The sequence below is a fragment of the Antrihabitans cavernicola genome (genome assembly GCF_008297975.1).
GTDB lineage: Bacteria > Actinomycetota > Actinomycetes > Mycobacteriales > Mycobacteriaceae > Antrihabitans > Antrihabitans cavernicola.
The window spans coordinates 396,206-410,961 of the sequence record NZ_VLNY01000004.1 but is presented as its reverse complement, the minus strand read 5'-3'; the positions used below and the strand labels follow the sequence as shown (position 1 = coordinate 410,961).

Annotated in this window: 15 protein-coding genes and 1 pseudogene; 7 read left to right on the top strand and 9 right to left on the bottom strand. The window is 65.7% G+C overall.

Features of this window, described 5'->3' with window-relative positions; all coding sequences use genetic code 11:
* Window positions 1-89: 89 nt before the first annotated feature.
* From FOY51_RS11755 to FOY51_RS11730, 6 genes are all read right to left on the bottom strand, one after another.
* Window positions 90-1,934 carry a peptidoglycan D,D-transpeptidase FtsI family protein gene (locus tag FOY51_RS11755; RefSeq protein ID WP_149430393.1) on the bottom strand — a complete coding sequence of 615 codons (1,845 nt, stop codon included), beginning with the start codon at window positions 1,932-1,934 and terminating at the stop codon, window positions 90-92.
* A gap of 38 nt (window positions 1,935-1,972) precedes the next feature.
* Window positions 1,973-2,992, bottom strand: coding sequence for a cell division protein FtsL (gene ftsL, locus FOY51_RS27560; protein ID WP_235916260.1), 1,020 nt, complete (start codon window positions 2,990-2,992; stop codon window positions 1,973-1,975).
* Window positions 2,989-3,981 (bottom strand): 16S rRNA (cytosine(1402)-N(4))-methyltransferase RsmH, encoded by a 993-nt coding sequence (gene rsmH, locus FOY51_RS11745; protein ID WP_149430392.1) that lies wholly within the window; start codon window positions 3,979-3,981, stop codon window positions 2,989-2,991. The genes ftsL and rsmH overlap by 4 nt, the downstream gene beginning before the upstream one ends.
* Before the next feature lie 181 nt (window positions 3,982-4,162).
* Window positions 4,163-4,594: a division/cell wall cluster transcriptional repressor MraZ gene (mraZ, locus tag FOY51_RS11740; protein WP_149430391.1), complete on the bottom strand. Its 432-nt coding sequence runs from the start codon at window positions 4,592-4,594 to the stop codon at window positions 4,163-4,165.
* Between the two features lie 448 nt (window positions 4,595-5,042).
* Window positions 5,043-5,504, bottom strand: a complete 462-nt coding sequence (locus FOY51_RS11735) for an SCO2097 family morphological protein (protein ID WP_149430390.1) — start codon at window positions 5,502-5,504, stop codon at window positions 5,043-5,045.
* Window positions 5,505-5,697: 193 nt separating this feature from the next.
* A complete protein-coding gene (locus FOY51_RS11730; RefSeq protein ID WP_235916259.1) occupies window positions 5,698-6,156 on the bottom strand; it encodes an SAV_6107 family HEPN domain-containing protein in 459 nt (152 codons plus the stop codon).
* Window positions 6,157-6,318: 162 nt separating this feature from the next.
* Here FOY51_RS11730 and FOY51_RS11725 point away from each other — a divergent pair, with 162 nt between their 5' ends.
* From FOY51_RS11725 to FOY51_RS27550, 6 genes and pseudogenes are all read left to right on the top strand, one after another.
* Entirely contained in the window at window positions 6,319-6,924 is a 606-nt protein-coding gene (locus tag FOY51_RS11725; protein ID WP_149430389.1) for a GNAT family N-acetyltransferase, read from the top strand.
* The gene (locus FOY51_RS11720) at window positions 6,921-8,510 is read left to right on the top strand and encodes a phytoene desaturase family protein (protein ID WP_149430388.1); all 1,590 of its coding nucleotides are present in this window, start codon (window positions 6,921-6,923) and stop codon (window positions 8,508-8,510) included. The genes FOY51_RS11725 and FOY51_RS11720 overlap by 4 nt, the downstream gene beginning before the upstream one ends.
* Window positions 8,507-9,298, top strand: a complete 792-nt coding sequence (locus FOY51_RS11715) for a carotenoid biosynthesis protein (protein ID WP_235916279.1) — start codon at window positions 8,507-8,509, stop codon at window positions 9,296-9,298. The genes FOY51_RS11720 and FOY51_RS11715 overlap by 4 nt, the downstream gene beginning before the upstream one ends.
* Window positions 9,299-9,342: 44 nt before the next feature.
* Window positions 9,343-10,077 carry an LppM family (lipo)protein gene (locus FOY51_RS11710; RefSeq protein ID WP_149430387.1) on the top strand — a complete coding sequence of 245 codons (735 nt, stop codon included), beginning with the start codon at window positions 9,343-9,345 and terminating at the stop codon, window positions 10,075-10,077.
* Window positions 10,077-10,652: pseudogene (locus tag FOY51_RS27555) on the top strand (glycosyltransferase family 2 protein); the annotation flags it as partial. The gene FOY51_RS11710 and the pseudogene FOY51_RS27555, both read left to right, overlap by 1 nt.
* A 196-nt stretch (window positions 10,653-10,848) precedes the next feature.
* Window positions 10,849-11,208 (top strand): hypothetical protein, encoded by a 360-nt coding sequence (locus FOY51_RS27550; RefSeq protein ID WP_235916258.1) that lies wholly within the window; start codon window positions 10,849-10,851, stop codon window positions 11,206-11,208.
* Here FOY51_RS27550 and FOY51_RS11700 read toward each other — a convergent pair.
* Window positions 11,183-11,797, bottom strand: a complete 615-nt coding sequence (locus tag FOY51_RS11700; RefSeq protein WP_149430386.1) for a TetR/AcrR family transcriptional regulator — start codon at window positions 11,795-11,797, stop codon at window positions 11,183-11,185. The genes FOY51_RS27550 and FOY51_RS11700 overlap by 26 nt on opposite strands.
* A 123-nt stretch (window positions 11,798-11,920) precedes the next feature.
* Here FOY51_RS11700 and FOY51_RS11695 point away from each other — a divergent pair, with 123 nt between their 5' ends.
* Window positions 11,921-13,396, top strand: coding sequence for an MFS transporter (locus tag FOY51_RS11695; protein WP_149430385.1), 1,476 nt, complete (start codon window positions 11,921-11,923; stop codon window positions 13,394-13,396).
* Here FOY51_RS11695 and FOY51_RS11690 read toward each other — a convergent pair.
* A complete protein-coding gene (locus FOY51_RS11690; protein WP_149430384.1) occupies window positions 13,378-14,343 on the bottom strand; it encodes a methylenetetrahydrofolate reductase in 966 nt (321 codons plus the stop codon). The two genes, FOY51_RS11695 and FOY51_RS11690, sit on opposite strands and share 19 nt — an antisense overlap.
* A 41-nt stretch (window positions 14,344-14,384) precedes the next feature.
* Complete coding sequence (locus tag FOY51_RS11685; protein ID WP_149430383.1) at window positions 14,385-14,690, bottom strand: hypothetical protein; 306 nt, start codon at window positions 14,688-14,690, stop codon at window positions 14,385-14,387.
* Window positions 14,691-14,756 lie beyond the last annotated feature (66 nt).

Below are 14,756 nucleotides of genomic sequence, written 5' to 3'. Positions count from 1 at the left end.
CCACAGCACAGAATCGCAGGTCCTCGGTGCCGCGGTTCGCCGGTCACGTGAGCACCCGATCGATTGCCCGCGCGGCACAGGAGTGCAGGTCAGCTGTTGGCTTCGAGGATCAGCGGGCGACCCGGATCCGGCGACAGCGGCACACTGTCGCGCTGCAACAACCACGACGCGATGTTGTGGAAGAGCGGAGCTGCCGACTGGCCGCCGCCGCCGTCGACTCCCCTGACGGGCGCATCGAGCATGATGCCGACGACGTAGCGCGGGTTGTCGGCCGGAGCGATGCCTGCGAACGTGATCCAGTAATTGGAGTTCGAGTAGCACTTGCAACCGGGGTCGACCTGCTGAGCCGTTCCGGTCTTTCCCGCGATCTGGTAGCCGTCGACAGCCGCCTGCGGACCCGTGCCCTGCTGGTAGCCCATCGGATCCTTCTGGGTGATCGCCCGGAACATGTCGCGCACGGTGCTGGCGGTTTGCGGGCTCACCACCTTCACGCCGTCTGGCGTGGGTGTCTCGGTCCGATTGCCCGACGAATCGACAGTCGACTTCACGATCCGCGGCGGGATGCGCACGCCGTCGTTGGCGATGGCCTGGTACATGCCGGTCATCTGCAGCAACGTCATCGACAGACCCTGCCCGATCGGCAGGTTGGCGAAGGTACCGCCGGACCACTGATCTCGGTCCGGGACATCGCCGCTACTCTCACCCGGCAAGCCGACGTCGGTCCGTTGCCCGAGGCCGAATCGGTGCAGCATGTCGGCGTAGCGATCCTCACCGACGCGCTGCGCCAGCATCAGGGTGCCGATGTTGGACGACTTACCGAACACACCGGTGGTGGTGTACGGAACTGTGCCGTGCTCCCACGCGTCGTGGACGGTGACACCGGCCATTCGAATGCTGCCCGGAACCTGCAGCACCTCATCGGGTTTCGTGAGTCCGTACTCGATGGCAGATGCCGCTGTGACGATCTTGTTGACCGAGCCCGGCTCGAACGGTGTCGACACCGCAGGATCACCCAGTTGAGCGTTCTTGTCCTTGCCCACGCCGTCGGCAGGGTTGAACGTGCCGTCGTTGGACATCGCGAGGACTTGACCCGTCTTGGAGTCCAACACGACAGCGGAGGCGTTCTTGGAGCCGGACAGATCCTTGGCCTGCTGCACTTGCTGCTGGACGTAATACTGCAGGTCGGAGTCGATGGTCAGCTCGACGCCGGAGCCGTTGACCGCGGGCTGCTTGTCGCGCCAGCTGCCGGGAATCACGGCACCGTCGGAACCGCGGTCGTAGGTTTCGGATCCGTCCGTGCCTGCGAGCTGAGAATCCATCGACGACTCGAGACCGAGCAGACCGTGGCCGTCCCAGCCCGTCGCACCCACCATGTTGGCGGCCAGCGCGCCACCCGGGTACTCGCGGATGTCCTGCCGTTCGGTCCCGACCTCCGGGAAACTGTCGCTGATCTTTCCCGCGACGGCAGCATCGACACCGCGGGCGAGGTAGACGAAGGTTTCGTTGCTCTTCAGCTTGGTGAGCAAATCCTTTTCCGGCGCGGCATCGCCGAGCTTGTCGTGGATACCTTTAGCGATTTCCTTGAAGCGGTCATCGGCCGACGGCGCCTTGTCGCTCTTCGCCTTGGCCGCGTCGAGTTCCTTGCGGACCTTGGTGGGCTGGAACGTGAGCGCTTTCGCTTCGATGGTGAACGCGATGGGCTTGCCGTTGCGGTCGGTGATGGCGCCCCGTGTCGCCGGGTCCACCTGGGTCACCGTGCGCTGCGTCGCAGCCTCGGCAGAGAGCCGCGGCGCCGAAATCCCTTGCACCCACAGCAATTGCACGATCGCGATGGCAAGTGCGCCGAACATGACCAAACGCCCTGCGCGGAAACGGAATCGGAAGGCGGAGTCCTGCGCAGAGCCCGATCGAGTACCGAGTCGGCGACCCGGCATCGGCCCACGTCCGCGTTGCTGCGGCTGGGGCGACCGGCTCACCGCTGCCCGCCCGCGGGAGGCTGTGCCGAGATGGTCATGGGTACCAATTGTTCACCCTGAGCCTCGACCTGAGCTCCATTCGCAGTCTGCGGCGTGGCGGGTGCAGGCGCAGCCGAAGCAACGGCCGGTGGAGCAACCGGGACATTCGGGACAGAAGGCGCAGGAGCCGGAACCGGTGCGGGCACAACAGGTGTCGGTGCCGCAGGAGCCGGAGCAGCTGCGGGCGCGGGCGCTGAGACAGGTGCCGGTGCCGGGACAGGTGCCGGCGCCGCGAGGACCGCCGGTGCAGGTGCTCCGGGTACTGGCGCAGGGGTCGGAGCAGGCGCGGGAACCGGCGATGCGGGCACCGGCGCTTCCGCCTGCGCCGCGGCCGACGGCGCCGGACGACCGGGAGCGCCTGCGGGAACCCGCGTGGACGGATTGCCGTTCAGCAAGGGTGCAGGCGCACCCTCCGCAGGTTTGGGGGTGCCGACGACCGACACGCTGCCATCGGGTGCGACCAGTAGACGCGCCGGGTCCTTCGCGGGAATCATCCCGAGATCGCGAGCCTTCGCCGCGAGGTCCGGTGCCGAGTCGGCGGACTCGACGTCGCGTTGCAACGCCGCCTTCTCCTCGATCAGATTCTGGTTGTGATCGCGAGCCGCACTGAGCTGGTAGCTCTCCTCGGCCGAGCGCGTGGTGAGCATCAACGTGATCGCGAGACCCACCGACAGCATCCCGATGATCGCTGCGACGAAAGGAATTCGCGCTGCCAGCTTTCCGGTGCGCCGCTTCGGCAGCACCGCCGATGCGGCTTCGCCGTTGTGCAGGGCGGCCCGCTGCTGGCGCCGTTCGTAGGCACGCTGAGCGGCGCTCGAGCGCTGCCCGGCGTCGTCGGCGGCTTCTATCCTGCGGGGCTGGGCGCGTCGCGTGGAGCTACCGCTGCGACGGTCCGGTGCATGCCCGCGCCTTCCGGTGACATGTGCTCGCCGGTCCGACTGCTCCGATCGGCGGGTGAGTGTTGTTCGAACGTTCATGCCGCCGACCTCCTGGCAATCCGTTCCGCGGCGCGCATGCGCACGGGGGCAGATCTCGGGTTGTTCTCGATTTCGATGTCAGTCGCTCGCTCGGCACCTCTGGTGAGCAAGCGAAATTCCGGGCCCATGCCGGGCAGTTCGACCGGCAGTCCCTGTGGCGTTCTCGAGGTAATGCGCGGTGTGAGTTCTTGTTTCACCACACGGTCTTCCAGCGATTGGTATGACATGAAGACCACGCGCCCACCCACCGCCAACGCGTCCATAGCGGCCGGAATCGCGGTGCGCAGCGAATCCAATTCGCCGTTGACCTCGACACGCAAGGCCTGGAAAGTTCGCTTGGCCGGATGCCCGCCGGTGCGTCGAGTCGCCGCCGGGATCGCCGCGTACAGCAGCTCCACGAGTGCCGCGCTGTTGCGAAACGGCTCGGTCTCGCGGCGGCGCAACACTTCCGACGCGATTCGACCCGCGAACCGCTCCTCACCGTAGGTCTTGAGCACCCGCGCCAGGTCACCGTGACTGTAGGTATTGAGGACGTCCGCCGCGGTGATGCCGGTCGTGGGGTCCATCCGCATGTCCAGCGGTGCATCGATGGAATAGGCGAAACCACGATCGGCCTCGTCGAGCTGCATGGAGGACACACCGAGGTCGAACAGGATGGCCTGCACCGACTCCGTCGGTGCCAGGTGCGCGTGCTCCAAGGCTGCTTCGATCCCGTCGTACCTGGTGTGCACCAGCGTGATCCGGTCCGCGAATGGCGACAGCCGTTGTGCCGCAAGTTCGAGCGCCGCGGGATCTCGATCGAGTCCGATCAATCGCAGGGCCGGGTAGGTACGGAGAAAATATTCGGAATGTCCGCCGAGGCCGAGCGTTGCGTCGATGAACACCGCACCGTCGTCGGTCAATGCGGGGCCGAGCAGTTCGTCGGCGCGATGGAGTAGGACGGGAATGTGGCCGAAATCCGAACCGGCGCTTCCCACCTCGTCTTCCACCTCTACCTCCGGGTCCTACGTGAGTCGCTGGCCGTTGCGGTTGCCGCGATGTGCAGTGCGGTGATCGGTGGGTGCGAATGCCGCGGGGTCCCTGTCCGATCGGGGAACCTGGCGCTGGGGAAGAGCGTCAGGGTCCCGTCGGGCAGAGGCCTCGCGGCACTCGCCTGACGTGTGGGGCGGCCTAGAAGATGCCGTCCAACGATTCGTCTATCGCTTGCGAGTAGTCCTCTTCGTGCTCGGCCTGGTAGGCCTCCCACTTGGTCTTGTCCCAGATTTCGAGGAAGTCGACAGAGCCGACGACGACGCACTCTTTGGACAATCCCGCGTACACCCGGTGATCCGAGGTCAGCGTTATGCGACCCTGCGAGTCCGGGTGTTGCTCGTCGGTGCTCGCCGCGAGCGCACGAACGTACGCCCGCGCCTTCGCGTTGTTGCGCGACGCAGAAGCAGCGCGCCGGGCCAGCTTGGTGAACTCGTCCCGCGGATACACGGCGAGGCTGTGGTCCTGACCTTTCGTGACCATCAACCCTCCTGCCAGTGCGTCCCGGAACTTCGCCGGCAACGTGAGCCGGCCTTTGTCGTCGAGTCGTGGCGTGTAGGTACCGAGGAACACTCGACACCTCCCCTGGATCACCATGGCTCTCCGCTGAGCACCACATTACCCCACTTTCCCCCACTTTCAATCACCACCGGTCGTGTGCACTCGGCGTGTTCGGCAAACATGCAGCTCAACGCCCGATGGGCGGGTGGGGAACGATTCGCTCGTAGAACGCCAACGGCGCGCCGCATGAATCCGGGGACGCGTTCAGCGCCGACTTCGAAACAAGAAGCCCAGGTGAGCGTCGCCGGCGCAGCGCGAAGCAACGGCAGAGGCCGGCCGGTGGCGGGATGTGGGGAATTTCCGGCGATATCGATCACCAAGTGGGGCGGAGTGGGAGATGACATGCGAAATCGACCGGATTGCAGCACCGAAAGGACGGGTGCGCACGAAAAAGCGGCGCCGCACCGCTTACTCGGTGCTGCGCCGCTCTATGTCGAAGTGCTGTGCGTGACTGGTGCTGCTACTCCTGCTCGAACCGCTTCCTGAAGCGATCTTCCATTCGCGAAGAGAACCCACCGGACTTGTTGCGCGGACCGCGCGACTTACCCGATCCGGGTCCCTTCGGTTTGCCGCGACCGAAATCGTTGCCACCGCCCGTGCGATCTTCCGGAGTGGGAGCGCTGCCCTTCTTGGCGCCCGCCTTGCCGGAACTGCCCATGAGAAACAGAACGCCTGCGCCGAACATGACCACGAAGCCGACCAGGCTGATGATCGGGAACCCGCCGGGCTTCACGGGAAGTGCGACCCCGGCGATCAGCAACACCAGGCCGAGAACGAAAAGGGCAGCAGCTTGCAGTCGACGTCTACTGGTGGCTGCGCGTAGGCGGCCACCTCGCACCGTCGAGGCGAATTTGGGGTCCTCAGCGTAGAGAGCGCTCTCGATCTGATCGAGCATGCGCTGCTCGTGCTCGGAGAGTGGCACGGTACCTCCCCCGGCACTAGATGGTGGAGCCGTCTTTGTGCGAAGACGACCAGTAGCCGAACTTGCTCGGCTACCTAACTCTAATGATACGAGTTGAATGTAAGGCGTACCACCTCCTGTCGTTCACGAGTTGCGAACTTTTGTCTTCGAGACCTGCGCGAATCGTCGTGACGTGCCGGGGAGCGGGTATCGATCACGCCGAAATATTCTTGTGCCAATCCCCCGAATCGGGTATGCGAGCCTGATCGCCGACCAGATCCTCGACATCGTGCAAGAAGGCGCCGACACGGGAAAAGAAGTCATCTGCCTGCCGATCTGTGACTTCACGAGATATTCCGGCCTCCAGAGCCGCTCGCGTCGACGAATGTTCGGCAAAGTAGTCCGACCACATCACAAACTCGGGCGCGGCGCGGGACATCAGCACCCATGCGTTGCGAGAACGTTCCCGCGCCGGGCGAGTCGCCTCGGTAGCCGCCAGCACTGCGGCGGCACCGCGCAACGCGGCGAGGTACGCCGAGAGAAAACGTTCGCTCGGATCGTCTTCGCCCGCCGCCTCCATCAACAATCGGTCGGCACGCTGCAGCAGCGGACGCGGGCGCGTCGACGACACCGGGCGGTGCGCGGTTCCGGTCCGGCGTTGCTGACCTGCCATTTTTCTCGACCTCCTCGCCGATGACGCGGCGAACCGAAGCAGTCCCGGGGCCCGGCGTCGCCCGCTTCCCTCGGACGATCGCCGGAGCCCCGACATCGAACATCTATTCGACGGATTGAATATAACTGCGACCTCCGACATGTTTGCTCGACAGGAAAGGTGATGGCAGTCGAAAACACCCCTGCCCCCGTTGTCGTCGACCTGTCGGTAGCGGAATTTCGAGCCAGGCTCGACGAAGCGCTGGGCATCTATGTCGCAGCCATGGACTACCCGCGCGGCACCGAGCACCACCGTGCACCGATGTGGTCCGAGCACGTGACTCGGCCGGGCTGGCGGGGAGTGGCAGCAACGGTTCCTGGCACAACTGGCGAAGCGGATCGGCTGGTCGGGATCGCCTACGGCTATCGCGGAGCACCGCACCAGTGGTGGCATCAGCAGGTCTACAGCGGGATGCGTCGCTCCGGATGGTCCGACAACGACGCCAGAAGCGTGCTCGACAACTACGTGGAGCTGACCGAACTGCACGTCCATCCGAGCGCGCAAGGTCACCGACTCGGCGAAGCGCTGCTGTGGCGATTTCTCGACGATCGACCCGAGTCGACCGCTCTGCTCTCGACGCCCGAGATCGACGGTGAAGACAATCGAGCCTGGCGGCTCTACCGCAGGCTCGGGTTCCGCGACATCATCAGGAATTTCACGTTCACCGGCGACAGCAGGCCCTTCGCCGTTCTCGGGCGCGCACTACCCCTCACCGGTCCCCCGGCGTGATCGACGTCGCGGTAGTCGGCTCGGGCCACAATGCGTTGGTTGCTGCCTGCTACTGCGCACGTGCCGGTCTGTCGGTGGAAGTACTGGAGAGCGACACCGTGCTCGGGGGTGCGACGTCCACGGTCGAACGTTTCCCCGGGCATCGGGTGGACCGCGGATCGTCTGCGCACATCATGATTCGGCACACCGGGATCATCGAGGAACTCGAGCTCGCCGACCACGGTCTTCGCTACCTGGACTGCGATCCATGGGGATTCGCGCCCGGCGGACCGGACCGGCCCCCGATCGTCTTCCACCGTGATCTGGACCGAACCTGTGATTCCGTCCGCAGCGCTTGCGGAGCTGCCGATGCCGACGCCTATCGACGGTACGTCGCCTCCTGGGGTCCCCGCAGCGAACGGGTGATGCGGGCGTTCGGCGCAGCGCCGACCGGTGGCCGGCTGCTCCGATCGTTCTGGGGACTCGACACCGGGGCGGGTGGCAGCGCCCTCTCCCGCGAGTTCCTGACCAGTGGCGACGCCCTGCTCGACGAGCATTTCCGCGACGAGCGCCTCAAGGCCGCGCTTGCCTGGTTCGGCGCCCAGTCCGGGCCGCCCATGTCGGAACCGGGCACCGCGCCGATGGTCGGATTCGCGGCGCTGATGCACACGTTGCCGCCCGGTCGGGCGGTCGGTGGCAGCGGAGCACTCGCCGACGCACTGATCGGATCGCTGCGCAGCATGGGCGGCGCGGTGTCCGCCGGCGACGGAGTGCGCGCGCTGGAACGGATCGAATCCGGTTGGCGGGTAAGCACACTCGGCGGCCGCACCGTTCACGCCCGGACGGTGATCGCGGGATGTCATGTGCTGACGACCCTGGACCTGCTCGAACGCGGCGGGCACGACGCCGCGGTCCTCGACAGCTGGCGACGAGGCATCCGCGTCGGCCCCGGAATCGGCATGGTGGTCCGACTGGCAACCACCGCATTGCCTCGATACGCAGGCACCGACTCGACAGACCGGTCGGCCACCGGCCTGCAACTCCTCGTCGACGACCGACGCACGCTGCGGCTCGCACACGGAGCTGCCCTCGCAGGCGAACTGCCACCGCGGCCGGCCGTCCTGGCCATGAGCTTCTCCGCGCTCGACCCGACGATCGCGCCCACCGGTCGGCACCAACTCTCGCTCTGGGCGCAATGGCACCCGTACGCCCTCGCCGACGGTCGCCGCTGGCCTGACATCGCGGAACAGGAAGCCGACCGGATAGTCGCCGAGGTCGAGGCGCTCGCTCCCGGCTTCACCGAGACCATCACCGACCGACACGTCCAATCGCCCGCCGAGATCGAACGCGAAATAGGGCTGATCGGCGGAAACGTCATGCATGTCGACATGTCGCTCGATCAGATGATGATGTGGCGGCCGATCCCCGAATTGGCCGGCCAACGCGTCCCCGGTGCTCCCGGGTTGTACCTGACCGGCGCGTCGACGCACCCCGGTGGCGGCGTCTCGGGCGCGAGCGGACGAACGGCGGCAGGCATGGTCATCGCCGACTCGCCCAGCACCGCTGTCCGCAAAGCCCTCCATCGACTGCGGCGGTGGCCGACCTGAAACGCGAGGGATGGGCGAAACGGGTGCCCGCGCTGCTGGCTGCCGCGACGATCCTTGCGCAGATCGCGTACCCACTCACAGCGGGAACCGCTCGCGATCACGTGACGCTCGCGGTCGTCGTTCTCTTCGGACTCGCTTGCATCACGCATGCCGCTGTCGTATTCGGCGGTCGTTGGGCGGCAGGCTTCTTCGTGATCACGGCAGGCCTCGGCTACGCGGTCGAAATTCTCGGCATCGCAACAGGTTTCCCGTTCGGGTCCTACGACTACGCGGACGGTCGTATCGGACCCTCGGTAGCGGGGGTGCCCTTGGTCATCGCCCTGGCATGGACCGCGGGGCTCTATCCGGTGTGGACGGTCGCGCACCTGCTGTGCGGTCGGTACGTGACGCGGTTGCTGGCGACCGCCGTCGGCGTGGTCGGGTGGGATCTGTACCTCGATCCGCAGATGGTCGCGGACGGGCAGTGGACGTGGCGATCATCGCTTTCCGGACTTCCCGGACTTCCCGAAATTCCGATCACCAACTATCTCGGCTGGTTCGTGGTCGCGTCGGTGATGGCAGTCGCGGTGTCAGCGCTGCGCACCACGGCGGTCGACCGGACGACTTCGACGGTACCCATCGTTCTCTTCCTGTGGACCTGGCTGGGATCGGCGCTGGCACACGCCGTTTTCCTCGACGCGCCGCAACTGCACTACTCGGCGATCTACGGCTTTCTCGGTATGGGGATATTGGGAATTCCGCTGGTCGTGGGCGTGTTGGTACGCACCGGCGGCGGGCAGCTCCGGTGATCGGTTCGACGGTGCGGTGCATCGTTTCCACCCCGCCTGGCAGGATGTCGTCTGTGCAGCAGACCGCAGGTGCCTCGACCCGCCGCAGAACTTTTCGTGTGACGTCCGTTGTGGCGTTGGCGCTGATGCTGGTTCCGTTGCTCGCAGGTTGCCTCAGAGTGCAGGTGTCGATGGGCGTGTCGGCCAACGACCGCGTCTCCGGGCAGATCGTCGCTGCAATCATTCCGGCGAACGACGGCGACAAGGGCCCTCAGCTCAAGCCGCCGGACTCGCTGTCGTCCAAGGTTCGCGTTCAGGAATACAAGCAGGACGGCTACGTCGGCAGCCAGGCGTTCTTCAGCGACCTGTCCTTCGGCGATGTGCAGCAGCTGGGTCAGTTATCCGATCAGGCGTCGGCGGGGTTCCAGCTGCAGCTCCAACGCGCAGGCGATCTGGTCACGCTCAACGGCAAGGCGGACCTGAAATCCGTTCCCGTGCAAGGCTCCGACGTACAGTTCACCATCGCGTTCCCCGCTCGCGTCGCCACCACCAACGGCACCCGCGAGGGCGATTCGATCATCTCCTGGAAGCTGCCCGCCGGTGAGGTGACCAACATTCGCGCCGAGGTGCGGTACTCGGACCCGAACACGCGCAGCTTTGCAGGATGGGCCGGAATCGTCGGCGGCGTCACCCTCGGTATCGCGGGCATCATCGGTGCGCTTGCCTACATGACCCGCAACCCGCGTCCTTCTCGTGCGGTCGCGCCGGTGGACGATCGAAAGCAGACCGAGGACGTGTGATGGGCGCGGCGCCGGTAGCCGTCGGAGCTGCTCTCGCCGGAGTGTCCGCGGCCATGACGTTCTACAACCGTGCCACGCTCCCCCGACTGGATCCGGCCTGCGAGCCGACGCCCGAGCACGTCACCGTAGCCATCCCGGCGCGGGACGAGGCTGCCCGGCTGCCCGATCTGATCGCCGACCTGCGCGCGCAGCGCGGCGTCCCCGAGCTACGAGTGCTGATTCTCGACGACGATTCCGCCGACGGAACCGCTGCGATTGCCGACGCTGCGATCGACAGCGATCCACGATTCGAAGTGATGCGCCGACACGGGCCACCACCGACCGGCTGGGTCGGTAAGACGGCGGCCTGCCACACGCTCGCAGAACGGGCAGATCAGCGTGACGGCGTGCTGATCTTCCTCGACGCCGACGTCCGAGTGGCACCGACCGCGTTGGCCGCGGCAGTCGCCGAACTGCGACGTGCGCGAGTGGATTTGGTGACACCGTGGCCTGCACAGATCGCGGAGACGCCTGCGGAACGATTGGTGCAGCCGCTGCTGTGCTGGTCGTGGGCGAGCACGCTGCCGATGACGTTGTCCAACAACAGCACTCGCGCATCCACAGCCGTCGGGTGCGGCCAGTTTCTGGTGTTCGACGCCCTGGCCTATCGCGAATCAGGCGGGCACGCAACGGTATCGGCAAGCCGAACCGAGGACCTCGATATCGCGCGCGCTGCGCAGGCAAGGGCGAAAGACGTCCGTTGCAGGTGCCGGACCGCTGGCACGTTGCCGAATGTACCGAGACCGGGAAGCACTCGAGAATGGATACGAACGCTGGCTGTGGTCGGCGTACGGGTCGGCCGTGGGGAGCGCGGCGGTCGTCGGCGCCTCGGCACTTGCCTATCTGGTTCCACCCGCGGCAGCAATTGCCGGAACCGGTCAGGTCCGCCGACTCGGTCTACTCGGCTACGGCCTGGCCGTAGCCGCGCGCCTGAGTGCACGTTCCATCGACAGCGGCGCGACACCGACTGCCGACGACGTCATCGATGCATTCGCCCATCCGGCCTCGGTGCTGGCGTATGCACGGCTGGTGGCGTTGTCACACCGATCGCATCGCCGGGGTACGACTACCTGGAAGCGGCGGCCGGTCTGACTGCCCCGAACCGCAGACCGTCGATGATCAACCTGACCATGCGTTCGCCTTGCTCGGCGAACTGCGACGTGTCGGTGGCGAGGCATACCCCACTGATCAGGCGCATCACGTCGTCCGGATCTACGTCTGCGCGTACCGCGCCGGCATCGGCGGCGTTGGTGAGCAACCGGCCGATCGTCTCCCGCACCCGACGACGGGTGTCGGCGAACAGATCCGGTTGGTTGCGCATGGCGGCATGCAGGGCCTCGGACATGCCCTTCTTGCGCCGAACATGTGCAACGAAGCGATCGATCCAGATGGCAAGCGCGTCGTCGGCTGTGTTGCCATCGATCAACTCGTCGACACCGTCGCACAACACGTCGATCTCGCGGCGGTAGACCGCCTCGATCAGATCGCCGCGAGTAGGAAAGTGCCGGTACAGGGTGCCGATACCCACCTCGGCTCGCTTGGCCACCTCTTCGAGCGAGGTGTCGACGCCGTCGCGGGAGAAGGAATCGGCGGCGATGTCGATGAGCCGCAACCGATTGCGTGCAGCGTCGGCGCGAAGCGGCCGAGGCTCCGGCTTGCCGGATGAATCTGTCGACGACACCTACCGCATCCCTTTCGATAAATAAGTTGCGCAATCGGAGGGGCCCTCCGTATAGTTCTAGGAACCGGAGGATGCATCCGTTTAACTACTGCTTACCTTACTCTCCCTCGAGAGGCACTACACATGACGCAATTACTGGCCGAAAGGCCACAGAAGTTTCGTACCTTCCACGGGCATCCCACTCTTGTCCTCACGCTGATCCTGACGTGTCAGCTGATGGTGGTGCTCGACGCGACCATCGTCAATGTCGCGCTGCCGCACATCCAATCGGCGTTGCATTTCAGTGCGACCGACCTGTCGTGGGTGGTCAGCGCATACACGTTGACCTTCGGCGGACTGCTGTTGCTCGGCGCCCGAGCCGGCGACATTCTCGGACGGCGTCGCACGTTTCTGTTCGGCGTCGCCCTGTTCACGCTCGCGTCTCTGATCGGCGGTTTCTCCACCTCGGCCGGAATGCTGTTGGCCGCCAGGGCCGTTCAAGGTGTCGGCGCAGCCGTTGCCGCCCCGGCAGGGCTTGCGTTGCTCACGACGATGTTCAGCGAAGGTCGCGAACGCACCCGGGCTCTCGCCCTCTACACGGCGGTCTCGATCGGCGGTGCAGCCATAGGCTTGATCGCAGGCGGCATGCTCACCGAGTGGACCTCTTGGCGCTGGGTGTTGTTCGTCAACATTCCGATCGGCGTGTTCCTGGTCGTCGGCGCGGCGGCTGTGCTGCCGGAAACACAAAGGCACACAGGGAAATTCGATATCGCAGGCGCTGTCACCTCGACTGTCGGCATGACCGCCTTGGTCTACCGTTTCGTGCACGCGGCCTCCGCAGGCTGGTCGGATCCGCAGACCGTCGCATCGTTCCTGATCGGTGTCGCAATGCTGGGGACGTTCGTCGTGGTGGAACGTCGGGCGGTCGCTCCGATCACGCCGCTGGCGTTGTTCGCGGACGGCAGGCGCAACGCAACGTATCTGGGACGGCTACTCATGGTGGCGGGCGTGATGGGGATGTTCTTCTTCCTCACACAGTTCTTGCAGGACGTCCTGGGCTATTCGGCGCTGCAGACCGGCTTCGCATTTCTACCGTTGACGGTGGCACTGTTCACCAGCTCGCAGTTCACCTCGCGCGTGCTGATGGAGCGATTTGCGGCCCGGACGCTGATGTTGAGCGGACTCGCGCTGTCCACCGCAGGGTTGTTCTGGCTGACGTTCCTGTCCGAACAGAGTGCATATTGGCAGTTGCTCGGACCGGTCGTGATGTTCGGAATCGGTAACGGCACAGCGTTTCTGCCGCTCACCACCGCGTCGCTCGCCGGCGTGGCACCGGAAGACTCCGGTGCGGCATCGGGGTTGCTCAACGTGATGCAACAGGCCGGTGGCGCTTTGGGTCTAGCGGTCTTGGTGACGGTGTTCGGCTCGGCGAGCCGCGGCGCTACCCCACCGCTGGGAGCGTCGGCACAGGAAGCGGCGCGGTTCGCGTTCGTTGCCGGTGCCGAGCGGACCTTCCAGTTCGCGGCGGCATTCCTACTGGCGGCCATGGTGTTGTTGGCGATCACTCAGCGGAAGCCCAATGCCCGGCGGGGCCCGAAGGATCAGTTGCGAACGGGCTGAGTAGCGCCCAACCCCAGGTTGGCAAGAACCTCGCTGGTGGCACGCGCGAAGTTGAGGGTGATGAAGTGCAGGGCCGGCACACCCTCGGCGATCAATCGCTCGCCCATCAGCGTGGCGCGCTCGATGCCGATCTCGCGTACGGCGGCCCGGTCCTCGACCGGGCCGTCGCCCGCTGCCAGGGCAAGGGCAGTTTCGAGCTCGGCAGGCAATGCCGATCCCGACAACTCGACCATGCGTCGCACCGAGCCCAGCGAGGTGATCGGCATCAGCTCGGGAATGATGGGCTTCGCGCCCTGCTCGGGATCGAAGGCCGCAACCCGGTCTCGCAGTCGCAGGTAGTGCTCGACGTCGAAGAACATCTGGGTGATCGAATATTCGGCACCTGCGCGAAGTTTCGCCACCAGATACTTGGTGTCGTGTTGCAAGTCGGGTGAACGGTAGTGACCCTCCGGGAACGACGCGACGCCAACGTGGAAGTCACCCAGGTCGCGCACCAACCGCACCAACTCGTCGGCGTATCGCACACCCTCCGGATGCATGGTCCATTCGCCGAGGGGGGCGCCAGGCGGATCGCCGCGAAGTACCAGGATGTTCGAGATTCCGCGGTCGGCATAGGAACCCACCATCGAACGCAGTTCGGCGATGCTGTGCCCGACTGCTGTCAGGTGCGCGACCGGGAGCAACGTCGTCGCTTCGGCAAGATCGCCGGTGATCCGCACGGTGCGATCGCTGGTCGATCCGCCTGCGCCGTACGTCATCGAAACGAAGGCGGGCCGCAGGCGCTCGAATTCGCGGACGGTGCGCCACAGCCTGGCCTCACCGTCGGCATCGCGAGGCGGGGTGAATTCGACGGAGAACGGCACTCGACCGGTGTCGTCGCACCGCAAACGGTCGACGATCGACGGCGTGGCGGAGGCGCGCGCGCCGGAAACGGATTCGAGTGTCACCCACGCATCATAATCTGCGGGCGGTGACCTCCGGTTTTCCGCTACCGGCCGGTAGTGCAGGGATTCGACGAACCCGCTGCTAGAGCGCAGAATCCGTCGCCCACCACCCCGAACAAACCGTTGACCGCGCCCGGATTCCCGGCGTTGATTCCGAGGATGAAGTTCAGGACGGCCGTCGACAGGTCCGTCGCGGCGCCGTTGACCGCGGGCGGAACCACGATGTTCGGAATCACTTCGACAGGGATGTCGAACGCGGGTGGCTGGTCGGCTTGCGCCGCGGGCGCACCCAGCACCAGAACCACCGCCGCAGTCGCCATCAAGAATGTGATCGTTGTTCGTGCTGACATGTAATCCACCTCTCACCCGCTGCGTCGCACAGTATCCGCAGTCGGGCCACGACACGCCCTATTGTT